Consider the following 21732-nt stretch of genomic DNA (forward strand, 5'->3'; position numbering starts at 1 on the left):
AGAAACGGAGATGCTATAATGGACTCAAGAACCACTTGCGCAGCTAGCCGAACCGAGGGAAACCCCATGATGCAGCACGAGACCCTAACCCTGTGGGGCGAGGTCGTCACTGACGCCCCCTATCCAATGAGCTTTGAGGAATTCGAGCGCCTGCCAGATGATGGCTGGCATTATGAATTAGTGCGAGGGAGATTAATTCGTATGCCCCCACCAGGAGGTCAGCATGCTAAGATCGCAGCAAAATTGATGGCTGCACTGCTCACCTATGCAGAGCAATCGAACCTGGGGGACGTGCTGGGCGAGATGGGCTTTCGCCTGCAAATACCTGGTGAATCAAAGCCAATCGAACTAGAACCGGATATATCCTTTGTGCGAACTGGACGTGCGCCAGCCCCGGATAGTCCAGAATACCCCAAAGCCTGGAGCCTGGCCCCTGACCTGACCGTAGAGATAGCTTCACCCGATCAATACCGACCTGAGATGGCCGAGAAGGCCCGACAGTACCTGGCCGCTGGCGTGCGCATCGTCTGGGTTCTCTGGCCGAAGCGTCAGCAAGTGGATGTCTGGCGCGCTGGCTACGACATACCCATTGATACCCTGGCGCTGAACGAGGCGCTGGATGGGCTGGAAGTGTTGCCCGGCTTCTCTTACCCCCTCTCAAAGCTCTTTTAATAAAACAGCCCCCACTTTTGCCGAAGGAAAAGCCACACGTCATATCACTCCGCATCTGCGAGCCAGACGTGAACGGCTAGAGCGTGGTCGTTATAGTGTTCGTAGGTCTCGGAAGCGATAATCTGCTGAAGCGCCTCTCCATCCAGCCAGGCAAACTTCCTGGGGTCTTTGAGCGTCTCCTCGCTGAGCGCCTCAATCGCTTGCTTCACCTGGGCATACGTAGCGTGAAACGCGGCCCACACCTCGTTCAGCGGGCGCGCTTTCGCCGCTGCATAAAATTGCTCATCCCAATACCCCATCTCATCAGATACCGAATGATCATCCAGCGGCGCTGGCTCCGTCCCCTCAAGAGTCTCCCGCAGGAGCATCAAGAGATGCTTCTGCCAGACCGTAAGATGCGCCAGCAGGTCTTTGATGGACCACGCGCCGATAACCCCAGGGGTAGTCAGTTGCCACCCATCCAGCGGAGCCAGCAGATCGGCAAACGCTTTATACTCAGTCTCTATCGTGTCGAGGATGGTCGTTTTGTCCAGCAGTGCTTCCATTGACGCTACTCCCTGATGCTGAGGTTGACAGCTTCTCTCTAACCTGCTATGATGTTATTGATGGTTAGATTATAACAGAAAAAATCTAACCTGTCAATGGCTCTTTAGTGGTTAGATACATAAGGGAATCAATGCCACGTCAGAGCGGAGAACTACGCGGAGGAATATCATGAGCGCATCAGAAACAGCAGAGGCGCATCTCGATCTTGTAGGAGGGCGGCTTTGCCTCGATTTCATCAACACCGCAGATTCGCACGCCAGCGATCACCCGGAAGAGCATCTGACCAGCTACGCCGAACTGGTCGCCTGGAGCCAGCGCACGAACATTCTCAGCGAAGAGGAAGGCCAGCTTCTGCTCGCTGAAGCAGCCCAGCGGCCCATTGATGCGCTCGCCATCCTTCAGGAAGCCGGAGTCTTCCGCGAGGTGCTGTTTCGCATCTTCCTGGCAGCCCTGGCGGGCAAGACGCCCGGCACAGATGATCTCGTCATCTTCAACAACACACGCGCTCAAGCCCTGTCGCGCTCAGAGATCGCGCCAACTGCCAGCGGCTTTGCCTGGCACTGGAAGGTCAGCAAGCAGACCTTGGGCTGGATGCTCTGGCCGGTGGCACTCTCGGCAGCAGAACTGCTCCTCTCGCCCGACCTGAAACAAGTGAGAGAATGCTCCAGCCCTGATTGCGGCTGGCTCTTTCTGGACACCAGCAAGAACCACACGCGCCGCTGGTGTACGATGGAAAGCTGTGGCAACCGCGACAAGGCCCGCCGCCACTACCAGCGCAAACGCCAGAGCGTCCAGACACAGGCACGCAAGCCGCAGGTGAGCGACTACTCGTAACACTTGCCGTAACGATCAGCAGACGCCAGAGCAGATAAGATGCACACATGGGAAAGCCCAATGGTACAATTACTATGAGGAGCGTATCCATAGCGCGTCTGTAAAAGAGGCGCGGGGATGAAGTGAGATGAACATTGACCCCATTCGCCTGATTCGCTGGGTAACGGGTACAAATCTGCCCGACGATTTATCCCTCAGCGACACTGACCCCGACCCTGGCATCATGGGGCCGGACTCTCTTACCTGGCGGCTTCATCAAGAGCAGTGGCTCATTCTGGGCGGCGCGCGCGCCTTTCTGATGCAGGCCGCGCATCCCAAAGTAGCCCAGGGCGCGCTCGACCACAGCGCCTACGCCGAAGACCCCTTTGGCCGCGTCTACCGCACCGTCATGGCAATGAGCGTCTTCCTGGTCGGCACAACCCACGAAGTCAATACGACGGCGCGCTACATCAATCGCCTGCACGCGACAGTGACCGGCACAATCAACCAGGCCAGCGCCGGACGGCATCCGGTGGGCGAGCCGTACAGCGGCATGGACCCTGACGCGCTGCTCTGGGTGCAGGTGGTCTTCGTTGATAGCATGCTCAGCGCCTATCAATCCTTCGTCGGCCCGCTCTCTGAGGCCGAGCGCGAGCAATACTGGCAAGAATCCCTGCGCTATGCCCGGCGGCTGGGCCTCACCGATGCCATCCTGCCAGCCAGCTACACTGCTATGCAAGCCTATCTGCGCGAAGCCATTGCTTCCGGCGAAGTGGCCGTCAGCCCTGGAGCGCGCACCGTTGCGCAGACCGTCCTCTATCCTCCGCTGCCCTGGTATCGCCGCCCGTTCTGGGGAGTCGTGCGCTTGATTACCGGCGGGCAACTACCGCCAGCACTCCGGCACGGCTATGGCATGCGCTGGAGTTGGACGCGCCAGATAGCATTTAAGCTGGTTTCTGGCGCGCTGCGCCTGATGCGCCGCCTCTTTCCCCGCTCGCTGGGCCGCTCCGTTTTGGTGAACTTCGCCCAACGGCGCGCGCGTGGTGAGTTAGTCAACGAGCAGACTAAAACACCCAGCAGCGTCGTTGGCGTATAAATCCGGTCTGGAAAGCTCTGTGAAGCCAGTTTTTTTAGCGGACTCTTGATGATATACTGCGGACGGCAATCATATATAAGAGGAGTCCACAGTAATGAGTACCATAGAGTTCATTTCCAACTTTTTCCTAGCCGCCGTTCCTGGCGTCCTCATTGCCCTCTTCGTGCATCAACTGGAGGTCAGGCGCTATAATCAACTGGAGGAGCGGGCCAACCAGAACGCGCGCAAGTTGCTCTCCCTGGAGATCCAAAGCAACCGCGCCTCGCTTGCATCTTTCTGGCAGGAAATCAACGACCTCGACACAGAGAAAGCCGAGATCACTTCAGACGAACACCTGACAGCTATAACCGAAGGCGGCTTTTTGACGTATCCACTGCCTCATTGGAACTTCACTCGCTGGCAGCCCGCGCAGCCTAGCTGGCTCGTGATCGTGAGTGAAAAAGAAGTCGAACTTGTTGATCGCATCTATCGCAATCTCGAACTCATCACAGACCTGCACACCCGCATGGTTACGCTCAGCCCGCAAGAGCAGGAGTTGATGGCGCATGATCGCTTCTGGGCCAGCCGCTATGCAAGCATGCGCAATCGTCTGTTTCCCAGACTAGTTGAGGTGGTCAATCAGACACTGGCCGCCCGGAACCCCCTATAGCGCAGCAATCGGTGGAGCAGCAGCATAAGACAGGAGCCAGCACATGAGCAACAACACCGAGGAGCAGATCACTCAGAATGTGCTAGACAGCATGGCACACACGCCAAACCCCAGGCTGAAAGCCGTGATGACCAGCCTCATCACGCATCTCCACACTTTTATTCGTGAGGTGGAACCCACCCAGGAAGAATGGGCATTGGGCATCCAGTTCCTCACCAGAATCGGCCAGATGTGCGACGATAAGCGCCAGGAGTTTATTCTGCTCTCCGACACCACCGGTGTCACCATGCTGGTAGACGCGATCAATCATCGCGTGGCCGATGGCGCGACAGAAAGCACCATCTTCGGCCCCTTCTATCGTGAAGGGGCGGCTGAGCTTCCACTGGGAGCCAACATCAGCCAGGATGAACGAGGCGAGCCTGCTGTTGTCACCGGACGTGTGCTTTCCACCGATGGCACGCCAATCCCCAACGCGCTGCTCGATATTTGGGAAACCAACGAGAACGGGCTGTATGAGCAGCAAGACCCCGAACAGCCCGACATGAATCTGCGCGGCAAGTTTCGCACCGATAGCGAAGGCCGCTTCTGCTTTGTAGCGATCAAGCCCGTCTCCTATCCCATTCCCGATGATGGTCCCGTTGGGCAGATGCTTCGCGCAGTGGGTCGGCATCCCTATCGGCCAGCGCACATTCACCTGCTCATTTCGGCGCAAGGCTTCGCGCCGGTCACAACGCACCTGTTTGTCAAAGGCGATCAGTACCTCGATTCGGATGCCGTCTTTGGGACCAAAGACTCGCTGGTCGTTGATTTTATTCGCCATGACTCGGCGGAAGAGGCCGCGCGCTATCACGTCAAAGCGCCTTTTTACACCGTCGAATATGATTTCGCCTTAAGACCGCTCCGCCAGTAGCATCCGTCCGCGTGTACCGCCGCCGTCCCTGGCGGCGCCTGGCGGGGATGTGGCGCAGGCTGCGCCCGCCTTCCCATTGGCATCTTCCCCTTAATTTTTCTCATCGCTTGAATTAAAAATATGTATATAACCTTTGACAATCTCGCTTCGTACCAGTATTATTACCGCAGCAATGAAAAGAAATGTAGAGAGTGATAGGTCCAGGAGAAGAGCAAAGCAGCCCAAGGAGGGCCAAACATGCAGCAACCGGCATTGACACCCCAACAAGAGGCGATCCGCGAGATACGCGCACGCTACGAGCAGGGCAATATCTCGTTCGACCATTTTGAATATGCTCTGAACGCCTTGATTCAGGCGCAAACCCCGGAGGAATGTCGGGGCATTGTTCAGGAATTATCCACATTAAAAAACACCGCTCTGGACGCGCTCACCCCTCCAACTGCGCCTGCGTCTGTGAGCATGCCGCGCCAGGTGCAGTTGATCACCGTCCTCGGAGAGTTAAAGCGCATGCGGCGTCCCTGGAAGATGGGGCAGCGCACCCGCGTGCTGATGGGCATCGGCTCGCTCAAGCTCGATCTCCGCATGGCAACCATCCCACCGCAAGCACTGCTGGAGGTCTATTCGCTGATTGGCGAAGCCAAAATCTATGTACCTCGCAACATCCATGTGACTGTGCGGCAGTTCATCTTGATTGGGGAGAATAAAGCCCTGGGCGAAGAACGCAATGGCATCTTTAGCATGCTCGAAGAAGAAGAGTTTCCGGCGGAAGGTCCAGACGCCGCCTCCGCGCCACATCTCACCATTCATCAGATGATGCTGATCGGCTCGGCTCAGATAATCCCCTCTGGCGGCCCAGGAACCTTGTTCAGCGGACTCGGCGCCAGGCTGAGCGGGCTGGGGGAAGACTTGCAGGGCATTGATCTGCGCGGGGCGAATCTGGAGGGCGCTGATCTCAGCGGCAAGAATCTGGAGGGCGCGAAACTGATTGGGGCCAACCTGCGCGGCGTTGATTTCCACGGAGCGAATCTGAGGAAGGCTAACCTGCTGGGGGCCAATCTGGAGGAAGCCAATCTCAGCGGGGCAGACCTGACCCAAGCGAAGCTGTTTGGGGTTAACCTGAACGGGGCAAACTTGACCGGGGCGAGCCTGGGTGGGGCTAATTTGCGCGGAACCAACCTGGAGGGCGCCATAGCATTCGGCGCGCAGAGCGCATCTGCTCCGCCTTCACTGCCGCAGCCGCGTTAAGCCGCAGCGCGCTGATCGCGCGGCCCATACCAGATACCCTCTATTGCGTCCCACCGCCAGCCGGGCAGCGCGAGCGACACAGCGCATTGCCGCCAGCCTCCCTGGGCTGCGCGCGCCCCTTCAGCAATGCGCTGCTGCACCACTTCCCAGGCTGGCACCGCGCTGCTCGCGTCGGCTGCTTCGACGCTGCACGCGCCCACCGCCACAGCGCCACGCAGCGCCGCCTCTGGTCTTGCGCCGTCTAGCAGACTCGCCAGGAAACCGGCGATAGTCGCGTCCCCCGCGCCCGTCGTACCCACCACATGCGCCTGGAAGCAGGGGGCAAGCAGTTCGCGCCCGCGCCACTCCTGCTGATCGCCGCTGATTCCCCGGCCCGCGCTGCCCAGCCGTTGCCGATCAGCCGTCGTGCGCAGGTACAGCCCCTGGTCGCCCAGCTTCAACGCCACAACCGCCGCGCCAAACGCCAGGCACGCCTCAGCCAGCCGCGCCAGCGTATCACCGTCCATGCTCAGGACGATGTTCCCATGAGCGCGCGCCTGCAACACTCCAAACCTGGGACGGTCCAGCATAAACAGTAACTCCTCGGCGCTCGGCAGAAAGAGAGCGACCTGGGGCAAGACCCGTCGCAAGAAGGCCGCCCAATCAACCTGCCCAGCCTCGGATGCCGGATCGGGCAGCGCCATATCCAGCGAAGTGGTCACGCCCTGGCGGCGCGCGCGCTCCAGCATCGTGACCAACTCCCGCCCATTCTCCTGATAGATGCGCCGCATCAGCGGTGGATAGCCGAAATGCAGGAAACGCGCGCCCTCCAGGTCCGCCGCCGCCAGATCAGCCGCCGCATAGGTATCGTTGACGCCTGGGCAGTGTAAGAAGATGCGGTCCACGCCCGGCGGGCTGATGACAACGCTGTACGACGTTGGCTCGCCGGGCGCGACGATCATCCTGGCAGCCAGTTCGGGGTCCAGGCGGCGCAGCAAGTCCAGCAGCACGCCACCCAGCAAATCGTCGCCTACTTTGCCGAAGAGACGCGGTGGCACGCCCAGGCGATGCAGCGCCAGACCCACATTGGGAACCGGCCCGCCAGTCGCAAAGCGCGCCGGGCCAACATGTGTCAGCTTCCCAGGGGTAAGGACAGCATTCTCTTTCCCAGCGGCAGCCTCAAACGCTGGGATGATGTCCACACAGCAATGCCCGGCAATGGCTATAGGACGCTCGACCATGCCTGTCCTCCTTCCTGCTGCCGCTTGAAAGCGCCTCACGCCTCTTTCAAGCAGGCGCGCGCCTGCTCAGGTGTCGCGCCATCATGGACAATCGCCATCAGCGCCCGCGTCATGCTCGTCGGCGCAGCGTGCTGAAAGACGTTGCGGCCATAGACGATGCCCGCCGCGCCTTGCTGCATCAACGCAGCCGTTCGGGCCAGGACTTCGTCATCCGGCGCGCGCCCGCCGCCGCGCACCAGCACTGGAACACCGCCTGCTATCTCGACAACGCGATGATATTCGCCAACCTGGTCGCTGGGATCAGCCTTGATAATATCCGCGCCCAGTTCCACCGCCTGACGCACCAGTGGCAACATCTTCTGAAGATCGCCTTCGACCATATAGCCGCCGCTGCGCGCATCGGCTTGCATCACCAACGGCTCGATCATCAGCGGCATGCCAAAGCGCGCACACTCCGCTTTCAGCGCGCAGATATTGGCAATGCACTGATGATACACCTTGGATTGATCGGGCAAGAGCAGCAGGTTCGCCACCACACAGGCGGCATCCAGCCGCAGCGCCTGCTCGATGGGCGCTGCAATCAACTGGCTGAAAAGATGCGCTGGCAGCACAGAACCATAGACATTCGCCGTATCGGTGCGCAAGACCAGCGACGGCTTTCCCTTGCCGGGAAGTTCCTGAAGGTGCTGCGCCTGGCCGACGCTCAGTTGGATAGCATCGGGCGCTGCGGCAACGACGGCGCGAATGGTGGCGGGCATCGAGTCAATGCCCGCCAGGAACGAGACCTCATTAAAGAACCCGTGATCGATGGCGACATCAAAACACTTGCCGTCAGCGGCAAAGAGACGGTTGAGTCGGGGCTGGACGTTCATAGAAAAACCATTCCTCGATTATTTGCCGCCGAGGCGGCGGCGCTGCAAGTAACAAACGGGGCATCATGGTATTATTATCGTACACCGCTCAATACCTGCACAACCGGGCAGTTGAAAACGGTTCTACCAAATCTGAGGTGTTGGCAAGCGAGGCGTGTTACTGGGAGCGCCGCCTCCCTTCGGAGAGGGCCGCTTGCCTCCTCCTGCGGGGAGCGGCCCTTGCGGGAATTGGGTTCCCGCATTCTCCCTCGCTGCGCTCGGTCGCGGGCCGCTGCTGTTGCCCCGTCCTCTCGCTCCCGTTGGTCGCTCGCGCGTCCCTTCTTGGCGGCCAGCGTTGGCCTGCTGGTCCGCTGGCCTGGAGGGCGAACGTTCGCCAGGGCGCAGCGTTGGCCGCCTGGAAGGCGGCGCTACAAGTGACCCCTGATAATTGGTGGAACCGTTGAGAACACGTGTTGTCTTTGCCGCGCAGCACCAGCAGCAAAGCATATTCTGGAGGCAATATGGAAAAGTACGGCTATCGCTTTTCGTTCGGTCCCTGGAATATTCACGAGGGCGCTGACCCCTTTGGGCCGCCGGTCCGGCCTCCACGTGACTTCGAGAGCAAACTGGCGGTCTTCACAGAACTGGGCTTCGATGCCGTACAGTTCCACGATGACGATGCCGTCCCCGGCCTGGATGACCTTTCGGCGGCGCAAATCCACGAGCGAGCGCGAGCCATGCGCCAGAAGTTGGCTGATCAAGGGCTGGAAGCCGAATTTGTCGCGCCGCGCCTCTGGGAGCATGCCATGACTGTTGACGGCGCTTTCACTGCAAACGACGCCAGAGCCAGGGAGTACGCCATTGAGCGCGCCAAAAAAGCCATAGACATCAGCCATGTCCTGGGAACCAATCTGCTGGTGCTGTGGCTGGCCCGCGAGGGAACCTATCTGCGCGAAGCCAAAGATGCCCGCCGCGCTACAGATCAGTTGCTGGAAGCAATCAACGCTCTACTGGAGTATGACCCGCAGGTGCGCATCGCCATCGAGCCAAAACCCAACGAGCCAATGGACCTGGCCTACATCCCAACCATCGGGCATGGCCTGGCCCTGAGCGGTCAGGCAAGCGATCCCGCCAGGGTGGGCGTCTTGATGGAGTCGGCGCATGCCATTCTGGCGGGGCTGGACCCTTCAGACGAAATCGCCTTCGCCCTGTCTTTTAATAAGCTCTGGAGCGTGCATCTCAACGATCAGAACGGCCCCAAATATGACCAGGACCGCTCCTTTGGCTCGGTTGATCTGCGCCGGGCGTTCAATCAAGTGCGCGTGCTGGACAGCAATCGCTACTGGACAATAGGAATGGTTGGCCTGGATGTCAAAGCCATTCGCACGCAGCCCGCGCTGCTGGCGACCAAACACCTGCGCAACAGCCTGCGCGCCTTCCTGCGGCTGGTCGAAGTCGTTCGCTCGGTAGATGAGCAAACGGTGAACGCGCTCATCAAAGAACGCGACTACGAAGAGCTTGACTGGCTCATCCTCAACTCGTTGATGGGCCGCTAAAAGCGTGTGGTCTTCTACGCGATCTGGATACCAAGACGTTCCAGCAGCCTTCGGCTCAGGGCTGCCGGGTATTTGATCGGTTTCTTAGCTGGCCCATGTGAGTCTGAACCTGAGCTGACAAGCAAGTGGTGCTTCTCGGCATACTCCAGATACAGAGCGATCTGTTCTGGTGTATGCGCGGGATAATACACCTCAAGACCGTCTATGGGTACCTCCTGGCGAAGCTCATTCAGCAGGCGGACATCAAACCGTATATATCCCTCTCCCCGTCCAGGATGGGCGATGAGACACACCGCCCCACTGCGATGAGCAGCATGAGCCACTTCAGCAATGTCATTAACTTCCCACTCGAACCCTGCGTCTGTGAGCATCTGCCCTAGAGAGGCATCTTCATAGCCCTGTTGTTTTATAAGGGCCACCAGTTCATGAGGCTGCTGCGCGCTCGGTGTTTCCAAGAGTCGCCGCAGTTCAGGGAACAGCAGCGCCTCGTCTGCATCCCCCTTTTCTCCCTCTTGCCGATGAGAAGAGAGATAGCCTTTTCGCCAGAGATTCTTATACACTTCCCTGGTATTTTCGGTCTGGCGGCGTATCACATCTCGCGCCAGGTCGTTCAACTCGTTCTTTGCTGGATCAAACCCATAACAGAGGACATCAACTGGCTCATCTCTCCACCTGGTGCTCATTTCCACCGCCGCGAGCATGGAAAGCTGCTTTTCCGCCGCAAGCTGTTGCAGCGCGGCAACTGTATCCACCCGCTCGTGATCGGTGATGGCAACCAGGCCGAATTGTTCGCTCACCAGATACTCAATCAACTGCTCAGGCGCCCAGGTACCATCGCTGTAGGTGGTGTGCAGTTGCAGGTCAATGGCCGCATCAGTAGCAAGCATACTATACATCAACCCTCTACAATTTCAGGGATACGCTTGATGCGCGGGTCAACAAAAATATCAAACTCATCGTGGCTGGCGCTGGAAAACTCCGATACTATTGCGCCCTCATCGCCCGCCTGAAACCAGTGCCAGGTATCGGGCGGAATTGTATACTGTTCGCCAGGCTGCAACGCAATCTCGTGAAAGACGGTATAATAGGCTTCGCTGCCCGCCGGAATATGCGCCTGCGGATTGGCCGCCGCCGCGCCTTCGACGTACAGCCAGACCTTGCCCCAGCGACAGCGGAACGTCTCCATCTTCCCCGGCGCTTGCCCGATGGGAGGATGGCGATGCTGGGGACAGGTCTGTCGTGGAAATAACACGAGTTCCTTCGCGCAGTAGCGATCAGTGTTGACGTAGACGACGATCTCTAAGCCGGTTCGCTCCAGTTCGCCCAGGCCGAACTCCGCTATCTCGATCTGCTCGCGCTCCTGTGGTGTCAAGACCACACCAAGGCGGGCAAGCATCTCCGCAGCGCGCTGCTGGGCCTGTTGTGCCTGGCTGCGCTTCAACACCGCCTTCACTCCTTTACAATTCTGGCTGCGCAGGCTATTATGAGTTCCCAGCTTGTCCAGCGTCCTGGCTGCGCGCTTCATCCACGATCTGGGCAAACGTGCAGGCATCAATCCACTCAATGGCGTTGCGGTCCAGGTGAATAAGCGGATGTCCATGCCCTTTGAGCCGAATCTTATAGCCCGAACTATCCAGCCCGATCTCTTCGATCTCCCTCAACGGCACGCCAGCCGCCAGCCGCTCGATCCCCTGTTCTGTCTCTTCCATTTCGTGCGTCACCAGATACCTGAGCAGCCGGGAGATAAAATTGTCGCCAGATACCGCTACCGCAGCCGCTTGCTCAGCCTGCTCGACTTCTCGCTCCAGAACCTCCGCGCCACGCAGCAGCAGTTCCCCGTTATCGGTGAGAACCAGCACCATATCGGGGACACCCTGAGCATCCCTCACCTGGAGGGTGGCTCGATCCGCCATAGTAATTTCCTTCTCTTCCTGTTGTATCGGCGAGGTATCATTCATTCCTTTACGCGCTCTTTGACCCCTGTCATAATACACTACGTTTCAACAGCCAAACAGTTGAGAAACAGTCTCTTTCCTATGATCGGTCAGCCTGATTTTGGCCGGAAACTTGCGCGCCGGAGGACTATAGCAGGGAATAGAGGCAGCCGAACCCATGAGAACCTCCCCTTTCTTGCAGTGAACCGCGCAGAAAGCGTGTCAAGCCTTCTTGCGCCTTTTTGCCGCCAGCGTAAAGGAGCGATCACCTACAGATGCAGCCAGATAGCGTTAAAGCGCCGTTGATCCTGACCATAGATGCTGGCACCTCATCGGTGCGTGTCCAGTTGTATGACCATCAGGGCCGCCAGGTGGAAGGCGTTGCCAGCCACGAGCCATGCCACCTGCACACTACCGCCGAGGGGGCTGTCGAAGAACATCCCGATGAGATGCTGGCGCGCATCGAACGCTGCCTGGACGCCGCGCTGGAGCAGGCAAAAACGAGGTTGCTTGCCAGCGCCGTCAGCGGGGTTGCGTGCGATACCCTCGCCGCAACCATCCTGGCGATTGACAAAGCCGGGCGGCCAATCACTCCCCTGATTACTTACGCCGACACCCGCAACGCTCAGGATTCGGAGGCGCTGCGCCGCCAGCTTGATGAACGCGCCATCCATGATCGCACCGGCTGTATGCTGCGTTCCAGCTATTGGCCTGCGCGGCTCGCCTGGTTTCGACGAACTCAGCCGGAAGTCTGGCGCAATGCCGCGCGCTGGATCACGCTTGGAGAATACCTGGAACTGCGCCTGTTCGGGCAGAGCCGTGTCAGCTACTCTATCGCTTCATGGAGCGGCCTGCTTGACCGCCGGACGCTGCGCTGGGACGCGCCGCTGCTCGATGCCCTTGGCCTCACGCCGGAGCAGCTCTCCCCTCTCATAGAGAGAAACGAGCCGCTGCGCAGCCTCGCCGCGCCCTATGCCAGCCGCTGGCCCGCGCTGCGTGACGTACCCTGGTTTCCAGCGATTGGCGACGGGGCCGCCGCGAATATAGGCAGTGGTTGCGTGAGCCACGAGCGCATCGCGCTCACCATTGGGACGAGCGGAGCCATGCGCGCAATCGTTGATGAGGTGCCTGAAGTGCCAGCGGGATTGTGGCTCTATCGGGTAGACCGTCGCCGCGCCTTGCTGGGCGGCGCAACCAGCGAAGGCGGCAACGTCTACGCCTGGATGAGACAGACGCTGCAACTGGGCCAGCCAGAGGCGCTTGAGCAAGCGTTAGAAGCTATGCCGCCTGATAGTCATGGGCTAACCGTCCTGCCCTTCCTGGCTGGCGAGCGCAGCCCCGGCTGGGCTGGCGATGTAAAAGCCACTATCACCGGCCTCAGCCTCAGCGCCACGCCTCTCGACATCCTGCGCGCCAGCCTGGAGGCCGTCGCCTACCGCTTCGCCCTGATCGCTCAGGGCATCTGTAACCGGGCCGATTGCACGCATCGCTTCATCGCCAGCGGCGGCGGGCTGCTTCACTCCTCGGCCTGGATGCAGATTTTTGCGGACGTGCTGGGGCGGCCCGTCGTCGCTTCGGCTGAGCCGGAAGCTACCAGCCGGGGCGCTGCGCTGCTGGCGCTGGAAACCCTGGGCGCTATGCCCGCTATTGAGACGGTACCGGCTGCCGATGGAGCCATTTATCAGCCGAATCCTGAGCGCCAGGAGCGTTATCGCGCGGCCATCGCCCGCCAGCAGCGCCTCTATGATCTGCTCATTCCCCACAGCGCCCCCGCCTGACGAGCGCCAGTTGAGTGTAGCGCCGCCGTCTCGGCGGCTCAACGTTGGCCTGGCGGAACGTGGCCCCTTAGAGCGAGCGTTTGCCCAGGCGCGGCGGGTGGCCGCCGAGACGGCGGCGCTACAGGGTTCTCCTTGACCCGGCTTTCGCGTGATAGCTCAGCGACATGGCGCGTCTAAAGAAGCAGAACACACATGTGTACTCCATCATGAAGCGCGCTGGTAGGCTGATCCGGCCAATCAAGCGACAGCCCCCTTCATGATGCTGCCGGAGGGAACGTAACCGATGGCAAAGAAAGAACGGCTGCGTATGGCGCACACATCAGCCAGGGAAGAGGCATCCGACAAACAGCCAGAGCCGACACAACCACCGGCTGATGAAACATACCAGAACGCGGGAGACCTCTCAGCCCTGGTCGAGCAGGCGCGGGCAGGCGACCACGCGGCTTTTGAGGCGCTGGTGACACGCTTCCAGACACCTGTACGGCTTTACCTCGCGCACCTGATCGGTGATGATGAGCAGGCGCGCGATTTGACCCAGGATGTCTTCTGGCAAGCATGGACTGGCCTGCCAAAGCTGCGCGACACAATGTATTTTCGGGCCTGGCTCTTTCGCGTGGCAACTAATCGCGGGCGCTCCTGGTTACGCCACCGTCGGCTGATCAACTGGGTCTCATTAGACTGGCTCAATGGGGCCAGCGAAAACCGAACCATTAATCGAGAGCGAGCCGCTCTCCCTGGCGATGCGCTGCACGCCCCGGAAAGCGGATTTGAGGAGCGGCTGGCAGAAATAGAAACGCTCCGGCAGGCGCTTCGCCAGGTTCCGGTGGAGTATCGCTCCTGCTTGCTGCTGCATCTCAGCCTGGGCTTTACTGTACCAGAGGTAGCAGATCAGTTGAGCCTCACCACTGGCGCGGTACGTATGCGGCTCTTTCGGGGTCTGGCGCTGCTGCGTCAGACCTTCAAGCAAGAAAGCGTGAGCGGCAGTGGATAAGCGCGCCTGGACCATTCCCTGAGCAAGTCTGAAGCACCAGAAAGCGAGGCATTCATGTCCTCGACGATATGTGAACATAGCGATGAATTACTCACGCTGGGAGCCATGCAGCTTCTCTCAGCGGAAGAACAAACCAGACTGGAGACGCAGGTGAGCGCCTGCGCAGCCTGCCGGGCGCGCTTTCAGGAATATCGTGCGCTGGCGGGTTCAATGCCCCAACTGGCGCTGCTCGAAACCGCCCCCTCCAAAGCACTGAACGGGAAGCAGCCTCCCAGCACAAATAGCTATGCGCCGCATCTCCCCACGTTCTTCGGAGCAGGCGCAGCGGGCAAAAAGCCAGAAGACACCGGCTTTTCTAGTTCAGAGCAACCTATCGCCATTGGCCCACAGCGGCGCCGCGCCAACCAGCGCCTTGTCAAAGTGCTGAGCAGCCTGGCCGCAGCCGTCATCCTGGTTGGCTTGATCGGCGGCTTCTGGCTTTTGATGCTGAGCCGCGCGTCTCATACCCATAACCAGACCATCAACCAGCCGACGCAGCAGACGGTCATCGCTTACAACCCCTGTAGCAACGAAATAGCGAAAGGCGTTAACGGCATTTTCCCGGCCTGTGGCCTGATCGTGATGGATTACTCTCAGACCCCTCCAACGCTGAAAGTCATCAACCCGTCAACGGGTGAGCCGCTCTTCGGGGTGGACCCATTGCCGGTAGGCAATGCCCTGCTGGCCTCGCTCTCCGCAGACCGTCTCACCCTGGCGCTGGGCATTATTCCTAACCCGGCCACCGACCCCATTTCTATTCAGATGGTCGGGATAGATCCCTGGAAACTGGGCGCGAAACTGCCTCTGCGAATAGCATCAACTGAGAGCCTTCAGAGCCTGGCAATCACTTCCAACGGCACGGGCGTCTACGCGGTCATCGAAGATTACTTACAAACGCCCATACAAGCGATATTACAGTATTACACCTATGCTCGTGGGACCGATACCCTCAAGCTCGGCTGGAGTGAGCCGCTGCCGTTTGTGCCAGGCAATGGGCTGATCGGTGATGGCTCATTCGCGCTCTCGGCTGATGGCAAAACAGCTTACCTCTTTAGCGCGGCAACCAATCCCCCGCAGCTTGCCGCTGTGCCTCTGCAAGCCAACGGCACTGGCAGTCCGCACATCCTCCAGTTGCCTTCCATTGCTACTGGCGCAGAGCCGCCGCTTGGCGATGAGCACTACACGTACCGACCTGGCGACACAATCTATCAATGGTATCGGCCTGCCGTGATATTTGCGCCGCAGCAAAACAAGCTCTATCTCGTTCATGCCCAGGCAGCAGACCCCAACAAAGATATGCTGCTCGTCATTGATCTGGCACAAATGAAGGCCAGTCCAGACATCCCCATCCACGATGCAGGCCAGGCGCTGCCTGCTCTCAGTTTGCCAGCGCAGAGCGGCGCGGCGCTGGCAGCTTTTTCGGCGTTGTTCTCACCGCAGATCGCCCCAGCAATGGGCAGCAATCCACTGACCTTGCAGCCGCAGATAGGGGTACAACCCTATAAAGGGTGGAAACCATACAATGGGCGAAAGGAAGTGGGCGCTGTCTCGCCAGATGGCCGCTGGATTTACCTGAGCGGCTCAAGCTCCTCGCCGCAGTTCAATTCAGATGGTTCGTGGAGCAGAAGTGAGCAGGAGACCGGCCTGGGCGTGTTGAAGATTGATACTCAGACCGGCCAGGTTGTTGGGCGCTGGCTCAAGGGTTCATTCTACGACGGGCTGACCCTCGGCGGGGATGGCCGAAACCTGTATCTTAACGCCATCAACGCGCTCCTGGTCTTTGATACGCAGCAGCAGGAACTGACACAGGCGTTTCTGAACATTCAGAGCACCTGGTTCATCCTGGCCCTGCCCTGATGAGGCGCTGGAGCGCACTACTTGCAGCGCCGCCGTCCCTGGCGGCCAGATTTCGCCATTCACAACGGATCGCTCAGCTTAAACGGCGAGGCCGGATCATCGTTCAGCAGGCGCAGCAGGGTATCGGGTGGGTTCACCCGCAGCGTCTGCGCGCTGTCCAGCACCTCTCGAAGCTCATCTGGATTCAGATCAAGCCTGGGATCCCAGCCAAATCGCTTCATATCCACGCGCCCATCCGGCTCAAAGCTCACCCCATCCTCCTCCAGCAGGGTGCGCATGCGGTCTTTCGCGCCAAATGCCTTGCTGCCAGTCAAGACACCCTCTTTACTAATCACGCGATGGGCGGGAACATTCAGGTTTGCCGGAGTCGCGCTCATAATCCAGCCAATCATCCGCGCCCCGCGCGGATAGCCCACCGCACCCGCCAGCCAGCCATACGTCGTCACGCGCCCCTTGGGGCACGCCCGCACCAGCGCGTACACCTGGGCGCTGAGCTTGCCCGTCTGATCTTTCGTAATCGCCATCTCCCTGCCCCTCTCTAAAGGGCTGTTAGAATTAACGGTTCTTGCTCATAATTTAATACTTCCTGCACATATTAAAACACCTTGCAAGAGCCTGTTTGGCAATGTGGGAAGCGGGAGCCTGCTTTCTGCTGCTCGAAAGACACGTCAGCACTCCGAGCGACGCGCGTGGTTTTTTTTACCGGATTTGGTGGACCTGGGCAGAATCCCTCTTGGAACACCTGTTGGCCTCTCGGTGGGAGACTGACAGAACCGTTTCGGCAGGTCTGCGACCGACTCGCGCAGGCGGGCTTCGTGGCGCCCGCCCCCGACCTCTACCGTGGTAAGATGACCACCTCGGTCGAAGCACAGCACCTATACCTGATCCGTTGTCCATGATCTTCTGTTCAGCGATAGCGCCATGACTCTTGGAGGTGTATTGATGGACCCCTTGTGGAGAACCGCCCTTTGGCAGCAGTTCGGCGCGACGATTGATATGCTCGAAAACGCCCTGCTCGCCTGCCCCAGCACGCTGTGGACTGCACACCTTTGGAGCGACCACTCCGACCCGCCACAGCCCTCGGAAGACGCCGCCTTCTGGTCGCTCACCCATCACACTCTCTTCTGGCTCGACTTGTATCTCACCGGCTCCCTGGAAGGCTTCGCTCCCCCCACTCCCTTCACCCAGGATGAGTTTGGGCCAGCAGGTGGCCTTCCCGAACAGCCCTACACCAGGGAGGAGCTGCACAACTATCTGGTGAAACTGCGCCAGAAGTGCCAGGCCACGCTGCGCTCGTTGTCAGACGAGCAAGCTCGCCGTCAGGTTGCTTTCCCCTGGAGATGGTGGAAGCCGATGAGCTTTTTCGAGCTTCTGTTGTACACTATGCGCCACGTCCAGGAACATGCGGCCCAACTGAGCCTCTTTCTTGGACAGCACGGCATCCCGGACGAGGCGCTCGACTGGGTCGCGCGAGCGAAGGGTGACCGAGACTGAGACAAGGACTTTCATGGTGAAAAAAGCTTCCGGCACGATCTACCCACTTTCCGCCCTCAGAGCGATGGTGCTGCATACCCAGCTCCTCACGATGCCCAATGGGGCATCGCCTGCCCCCACTCCCGACAACATCGTCGATCTGGTGACGGCGCTCGGCTATGTGCAGATTGATACGCTGCATGTGGTCAACCGCGCTCATTACATCACGCTGTGGGCGCGCTTCGGATCGTATGGCATTGGCAACCTCCACAAGTTGATCTACACCGCCGAGCAGCGCAGACTCTACGAAGGGTGGGGCCATGCCGCCAGCATCATCTCGCTGGAACATTATCGCTACCATAGGTGGCGGATCAGTTCCAGCCATAGCGAGTGGCTGAACAAAAATGGCAACCGCGATCTGGCCGCTCAGACATTGGAGCGCATCCGTTCGGAGGGTGGGCTGCGCGTTGCGGATTTCGAGTATAACGGTCCGCAGCGCGGAGCGTGGTATGACTGGAAGCCCCCGAAGATGGCGCTGGAGGTGTTGTTCGCCTATGGTGATCTGATGGTGGCAGATCGGGTGAACTTCCAGCGCGTGTACGATGTCAAAGAACGTGTCCTGCCGGAGTGGGTTGATACCACGCCTGTCGCCCCCGACGAAGCGCGCCGCTTCTGTCTGGAGCAGGCGGCGAAGGCGCTGGGTGTGTTCGAGCCGCGTCACCTTACCTGGTACGCTCACATGATGGCTACGCCTGCCAGATCAATTGTCAGGACGCTCATCGAGGAAGGCGTGCTGGTCGGGATTCAGGGTGAGTCAATAAACGGCGTCAAAACGTGGATGGTGCATCACGACAACCTGCCGCTGCTTCAGCGTGCTGCCGAGGGCGATCTCAAAGCGGAGCGCACCACCTTTCTCGCCCCCTTCGATTCCCTGTTCTGGGCGTGGGAACGGGATCAAAGGCTGTGGGGCTTCAAGCAGGTGCTGGAATGCTACAAGCCTGCTACGGATCGTGTCTATGGGTACTTCTGCTTCCCGATCCTGCACAAGAATCGGCTGGTGGGGCGCTTCGATCCGAAGCTGGATCGCAAATCGGGGGTGCTGCATTTGAATGCCCTCTACCTTGAGCCGGGCATCGAGCTGGATGATGAGCTTGTCGCCGGGGTCGCCACCGCCATGCGCGACTTCCTCTCGTGGCATGGCGCGAAGGGTCTCAAGATTGAGAAGAGCGATCCGCCAGCGTTCGGGGAAAAACTGATGAGCGCCCTGTAGAAGTGATGTGTGGTTCGGGCATAATAACTACAGGCTCCGTTGTAGGCACGATAGTGCGATGAGAGCTATCTCTATGATAAGTGACTGTTCGGGGCGACCTGGCTCGCAACCTCCTGCATCCAGGGATAATGTTCGCGCAAATGCTTGGTCATGCGCCGGAGCGTCTTGGCTGCGGTCCACTCGGCTTCCCCCTGGATGTAGATACGAGCGCGTTGGAAAGGCGTCAGTCCACGCAGCACAGTCTCGTAGGTTCTCCCATTCTCGATCAGCCTGAGGGAAAGCTCTTCCTCGGGAACAGGCAGCAGTGCTTCCGGCGCCTGCTCGGAGAGACAGCCGACATAGTGCGCCTCAGCTTTGAGTATATGCTCAAGGTGGTCCGTCAGCGACCATTCACCAGGCTTGGGCGCGCAGTTTCTTTGAGCAGGCACAACCACGTTGTACAGGTGGGCGAGCAGGGCACGGGCAATTGCGGCGACCTGTAAGGCGGTCTCCATCTCCTGATCGGTTGGCGCGGGCAGGTCGGATTCGAACCGTGGTCCAGCCGGGTTCGCACGCAGGATTTCCTTGACTACGACATTTCTCAAGGAGACAGCCCCTTCAAGGAAGCAGAGTTGGTTCTGCTTTAACCAGCGGGCATAGTCTGCGATGGCTTCTGGCGCTTGCTGAATCGCCTCCTGGGTCGTTGCTGCGCTGACGAAACAACCAGGTAATTCACGAAAGAAAACGATGCTCTCGTCGGGGTCTGACCATTCTTCAATCAAGGCATAAAAATCCATCGGTTTCCTTCCCTCTTCGTTTCAGACTCTCAATCAGGAGACCATCCGATCCTCAATGCGGGGAACCGCCCTTTCTCTTTTTGCAGCTGAGAAGGCGCAGGACAAGCGGAAATGCTCCTCTTCTCCTATAGGCGTCGAAGTATTATTCATAATATTCCGGCGCGTGCCGCAGCGTTGCCCACTGCCCCGGATCATGGCCGAAGATCACTTTTGCGCCCGTCTCCTGCGCAAGCTGCCGCAGCCGGTTCATACTCTGGCGCGCGTCCTCTTTATTGGCGCAGGCTCCCAGCGCGTCTCTCAGCCAGAGCGCCTCTGTATACACCGCATCCACCGTCAGCAGCAGCGGCCCGCTTTCCGGCAGCCGCACCAGGAGCGAGTGATGGCCCGGCGTATGCCCAGGCGTTGCCAGCAGCCGCACATTCGGAGCCAACTCGTAATCGCCGCCAAACGTCTGAAACTGCACGCCTGGCCCCTCGAAAACCGGCAGATAGCCTTCAGAAGTGCGCGCGGTCTCCAATTCCCGCGCATCAACCAGGATGGGGCGATGGGTTATATGCTGATTGCCGCCGCAGTGATCGAAGTGCAGATGGCTGTTGACCACCATATCCAGATCGCCTGGCTTCAGACCAAGCAGCGCCAGTTGCCCAGGGATGGTTTGATGCTGGCCCATATCGGGAGCCATCTCTGGCGGGTTTGCCTCGCCTTCATCGGCCAACGCGCGCGGGTTGTCCACGCAATAATCCGGCAGCCCGGTATCAATGAGAATATGCTTCCCATCCACTTCCAGCAGCATTGCCGGAACTGGCAGCCGGAGACGATCCCCTTTTGGGGAACCCGGCATGATAACACTTGTCTCCAGATCAAGCGAACCGCAGTGCAGAAAGTAGAGGCGCATACTTTTCCTCCCTCTAAGAATGCCTCACACAACCGACGGGTGGCCCCACCCCTGCCGCCTGGAAGGACGGCGCTCCAACCCCGCCCCTGCTCGTGCGGAGGGTGTGTGAGGCGCTCTAAGAAGGGCCGCTTGCCTCGGCCCGGCAAGCTTTCAGAAACGGCAAGCGAGCGCGATCAGCGATAGTGACGGCGCAACTCGGAGGCATATTTCGCCCCCACTTCATCCGCGTGCGCCGCCAACCAATCGCTCAGGCGCGTCGGCGCAGTTGGAGGCTGGGCAGAAATGAGCAGATTCGCCATCAGCCCCCTGATCTCATCGCGTGTCAAAATCACATCGCCCAGCAGCAAACCCATCACTTTGCTGATCGCCAGCATCAGCCCAGGGCTGATGTACACGAGCCTGGCCTTGCGATGCAATGTTCGCGCCACCAGGCGCACCAGATCATCAAAGCGATAGGTCTCCGGGCCAACAGCGTCCATCAGCACCGGTTCTTGCTGCTCGCCAACCTTCACCATCAGATCAGCCAGGTCTTCTACGTAAATAGGCTGAAGCTGATAATCGCCTGCCCCCATAATAGCAAACAGTGGGAAACGTCGCACCAGCCAGGCGATATTGTTGATCAAAATCCCCTCCGGCCCAAACAGCACCGTTGGCCGCAGAATCGCGTAGGACAGCCCCGACTCCATCAGCGCGCGCTCCAGCCCGGCCTTGCCCTTGAAATAGGGCAGGGAAGAATCCTCTGAAGGATTGGAGATGCTGATATAGACCACGCGGCGCACGCCAGCCTCTTTGGCCGCCCGAAAGAGCGTCCAGGTATTCTCGACAGCGCGATCAAACGTCATCGGCCCATGCGCAAAACGAATCCAGTAGCTGATATAAAACGTGCTGGCCCCTTCCAGGCTTTTCACCAGCGCGCCAAAGTCATCAAAGTGATAGGGGAACGAGGTCACCTGATCGCCAAACGGGTTGGGGCTATGGGGGTGGCCGGTCAGCGTGCGAACCCGCTTGCCCTTTGCCAGCAGGCGTTCTGTCAGATATTTGCCGGTGAAGCTAAACGCTCCGGTTACGACGTTTATTTCAGGATCAGCCATCAATGCGCCTCCCAAAAAAAATTCGCCTTTTAGTCTGTGTCGCCTGCGTGCAGCGCCGACGTCAGAGGCG

At 59.4% G+C, this 21732-nt stretch carries 24 protein-coding genes; 14 read left to right on the plus strand and 10 right to left on the minus strand.

Going from position 1 to position 21732, the window contains the following annotated elements:
* Window positions 1-66 precede the first annotated feature (66 nt).
* On the plus strand, window positions 67-672 hold the full coding sequence (locus VH599_12430; GenBank protein HEY7349111.1) for a Uma2 family endonuclease: 606 nt from the start codon (window positions 67-69) through the stop codon (window positions 670-672).
* 44 nt (window positions 673-716) lie between these two features.
* Here the strand turns inward: VH599_12430 and VH599_12435 are convergent, their stop codons facing one another.
* On the minus strand, window positions 717-1217 hold the full coding sequence (locus VH599_12435) for a ClbS/DfsB family four-helix bundle protein (protein ID HEY7349112.1): 501 nt from the start codon (window positions 1215-1217) through the stop codon (window positions 717-719).
* Between the two features lie 169 nt (window positions 1218-1386).
* Between VH599_12435 and VH599_12440 the strand changes: the two genes are divergently transcribed.
* The 5 genes from VH599_12440 (at window position 1387) to VH599_12460 (ending at window position 5931) form a co-directional block, all read left to right on the plus strand.
* Window positions 1387-2052 (plus strand): CGNR zinc finger domain-containing protein, encoded by a 666-nt coding sequence (locus tag VH599_12440; GenBank protein ID HEY7349113.1) that lies wholly within the window; start codon window positions 1387-1389, stop codon window positions 2050-2052.
* A 127-nt stretch (window positions 2053-2179) separates the two neighbouring features.
* Window positions 2180-3127: an oxygenase MpaB family protein gene (locus VH599_12445; GenBank protein HEY7349114.1), complete on the plus strand. Its 948-nt coding sequence runs from the start codon at window positions 2180-2182 to the stop codon at window positions 3125-3127.
* Between the two features lie 94 nt (window positions 3128-3221).
* A complete protein-coding gene (locus VH599_12450) occupies window positions 3222-3776 on the plus strand; it encodes a hypothetical protein (protein HEY7349115.1) in 555 nt (184 codons plus the stop codon).
* Between the two features lie 43 nt (window positions 3777-3819).
* Window positions 3820-4686, plus strand: coding sequence for an intradiol ring-cleavage dioxygenase (locus VH599_12455; GenBank protein HEY7349116.1), 867 nt, complete (start codon window positions 3820-3822; stop codon window positions 4684-4686).
* A 237-nt stretch (window positions 4687-4923) separates the two neighbouring features.
* Entirely contained in the window at window positions 4924-5931 is a 1008-nt protein-coding gene (locus VH599_12460) for a pentapeptide repeat-containing protein (protein ID HEY7349117.1), read from the plus strand.
* Here VH599_12460 and VH599_12465 read toward each other — a convergent pair.
* A complete protein-coding gene (locus tag VH599_12465; GenBank protein HEY7349118.1) occupies window positions 5928-7151 on the minus strand; it encodes a carbohydrate kinase family protein in 1224 nt (407 codons plus the stop codon). The genes VH599_12460 and VH599_12465 overlap by 4 nt on opposite strands.
* A 35-nt stretch (window positions 7152-7186) precedes the next feature.
* Window positions 7187-8023, minus strand: coding sequence for a hypothetical protein (locus VH599_12470; protein HEY7349119.1), 837 nt, complete (start codon window positions 8021-8023; stop codon window positions 7187-7189).
* Between the two features lie 500 nt (window positions 8024-8523).
* Here VH599_12470 and VH599_12475 point away from each other — a divergent pair, with 500 nt between their 5' ends.
* On the plus strand, window positions 8524-9558 hold the full coding sequence (locus VH599_12475; GenBank protein HEY7349120.1) for a TIM barrel protein: 1035 nt from the start codon (window positions 8524-8526) through the stop codon (window positions 9556-9558).
* Window positions 9559-9572: 14 nt separating this feature from the next.
* Here VH599_12475 and VH599_12480 read toward each other — a convergent pair whose 3' ends face one another.
* Genes VH599_12480 through VH599_12490 form a run of 3 tightly spaced genes read right to left on the minus strand, consistent with a single transcriptional unit; the run spans window position 9573 to window position 11516 of the window.
* Complete coding sequence (locus VH599_12480) at window positions 9573-10445, minus strand: PHP domain-containing protein (GenBank protein ID HEY7349121.1); 873 nt, start codon at window positions 10443-10445, stop codon at window positions 9573-9575.
* Window positions 10446-10453: 8 nt separating this feature from the next.
* A complete protein-coding gene (locus tag VH599_12485) occupies window positions 10454-11002 on the minus strand; it encodes a D-lyxose/D-mannose family sugar isomerase (GenBank protein ID HEY7349122.1) in 549 nt (182 codons plus the stop codon).
* Window positions 11003-11039: 37 nt separating this feature from the next.
* A complete protein-coding gene (locus VH599_12490; GenBank protein ID HEY7349123.1) occupies window positions 11040-11516 on the minus strand; it encodes a hypothetical protein in 477 nt (158 codons plus the stop codon).
* 251 nt (window positions 11517-11767) lie between these two features.
* Here VH599_12490 and VH599_12495 point away from each other — a divergent pair, with 251 nt between their 5' ends.
* From VH599_12495 to VH599_12510, 4 genes are all read left to right on the plus strand, one after another.
* A complete protein-coding gene (locus VH599_12495) occupies window positions 11768-13270 on the plus strand; it encodes a gluconokinase (GenBank protein ID HEY7349124.1) in 1503 nt (500 codons plus the stop codon).
* Window positions 13236-13406 carry a hypothetical protein gene (locus VH599_12500; GenBank protein HEY7349125.1) on the plus strand — a complete coding sequence of 57 codons (171 nt, stop codon included), beginning with the start codon at window positions 13236-13238 and terminating at the stop codon, window positions 13404-13406. Before VH599_12495 ends, VH599_12500 begins: the two co-directional genes overlap by 35 nt.
* 147 nt (window positions 13407-13553) lie before the next feature.
* Window positions 13554-14261, plus strand: coding sequence for a sigma-70 family RNA polymerase sigma factor (locus VH599_12505; protein ID HEY7349126.1), 708 nt, complete (start codon window positions 13554-13556; stop codon window positions 14259-14261).
* Between the two features lie 54 nt (window positions 14262-14315).
* Complete coding sequence (locus tag VH599_12510; GenBank protein HEY7349127.1) at window positions 14316-16157, plus strand: hypothetical protein; 1842 nt, start codon at window positions 14316-14318, stop codon at window positions 16155-16157.
* A gap of 59 nt (window positions 16158-16216) precedes the next feature.
* On the opposite strand, the gene VH599_12515 is transcribed toward VH599_12510, so the two are convergent.
* On the minus strand, window positions 16217-16681 hold the full coding sequence (locus tag VH599_12515) for an MGMT family protein (protein HEY7349128.1): 465 nt from the start codon (window positions 16679-16681) through the stop codon (window positions 16217-16219).
* Window positions 16682-16846: 165 nt separating this feature from the next.
* Between VH599_12515 and VH599_12520 the strand changes: the two genes are divergently transcribed.
* The 3 genes from VH599_12520 to VH599_12530 are packed head-to-tail and all read left to right on the plus strand — an operon-like array spanning window position 16847 to window position 18900.
* The gene (locus VH599_12520; GenBank protein ID HEY7349129.1) at window positions 16847-17056 is read left to right on the plus strand and encodes a dienelactone hydrolase family protein; all 210 of its coding nucleotides are present in this window, start codon (window positions 16847-16849) and stop codon (window positions 17054-17056) included.
* A gap of 43 nt (window positions 17057-17099) precedes the next feature.
* Complete coding sequence (locus tag VH599_12525; protein ID HEY7349130.1) at window positions 17100-17651, plus strand: DinB family protein; 552 nt, start codon at window positions 17100-17102, stop codon at window positions 17649-17651.
* A gap of 13 nt (window positions 17652-17664) precedes the next feature.
* Complete coding sequence (locus VH599_12530; protein ID HEY7349131.1) at window positions 17665-18900, plus strand: crosslink repair DNA glycosylase YcaQ family protein; 1236 nt, start codon at window positions 17665-17667, stop codon at window positions 18898-18900.
* 71 nt (window positions 18901-18971) lie between these two features.
* On the opposite strand, the gene VH599_12535 is transcribed toward VH599_12530, so the two are convergent.
* From VH599_12535 to VH599_12545, 3 genes are all read right to left on the minus strand, one after another.
* On the minus strand, window positions 18972-19676 hold the full coding sequence (locus VH599_12535; protein ID HEY7349132.1) for a DinB family protein: 705 nt from the start codon (window positions 19674-19676) through the stop codon (window positions 18972-18974).
* A gap of 142 nt (window positions 19677-19818) precedes the next feature.
* On the minus strand, window positions 19819-20571 hold the full coding sequence (locus VH599_12540) for an N-acyl homoserine lactonase family protein (protein ID HEY7349133.1): 753 nt from the start codon (window positions 20569-20571) through the stop codon (window positions 19819-19821).
* Window positions 20572-20744: 173 nt separating this feature from the next.
* Complete coding sequence (locus VH599_12545; protein ID HEY7349134.1) at window positions 20745-21662, minus strand: NAD-dependent epimerase/dehydratase family protein; 918 nt, start codon at window positions 21660-21662, stop codon at window positions 20745-20747.
* Between the last annotated feature and the right edge of the window lie 70 nt (window positions 21663-21732).

This window comes from Ktedonobacterales bacterium (assembly GCA_036557285.1).
Taxonomy (GTDB): domain Bacteria; phylum Chloroflexota; class Ktedonobacteria; order Ktedonobacterales; family DATBGS01; genus DATBHW01.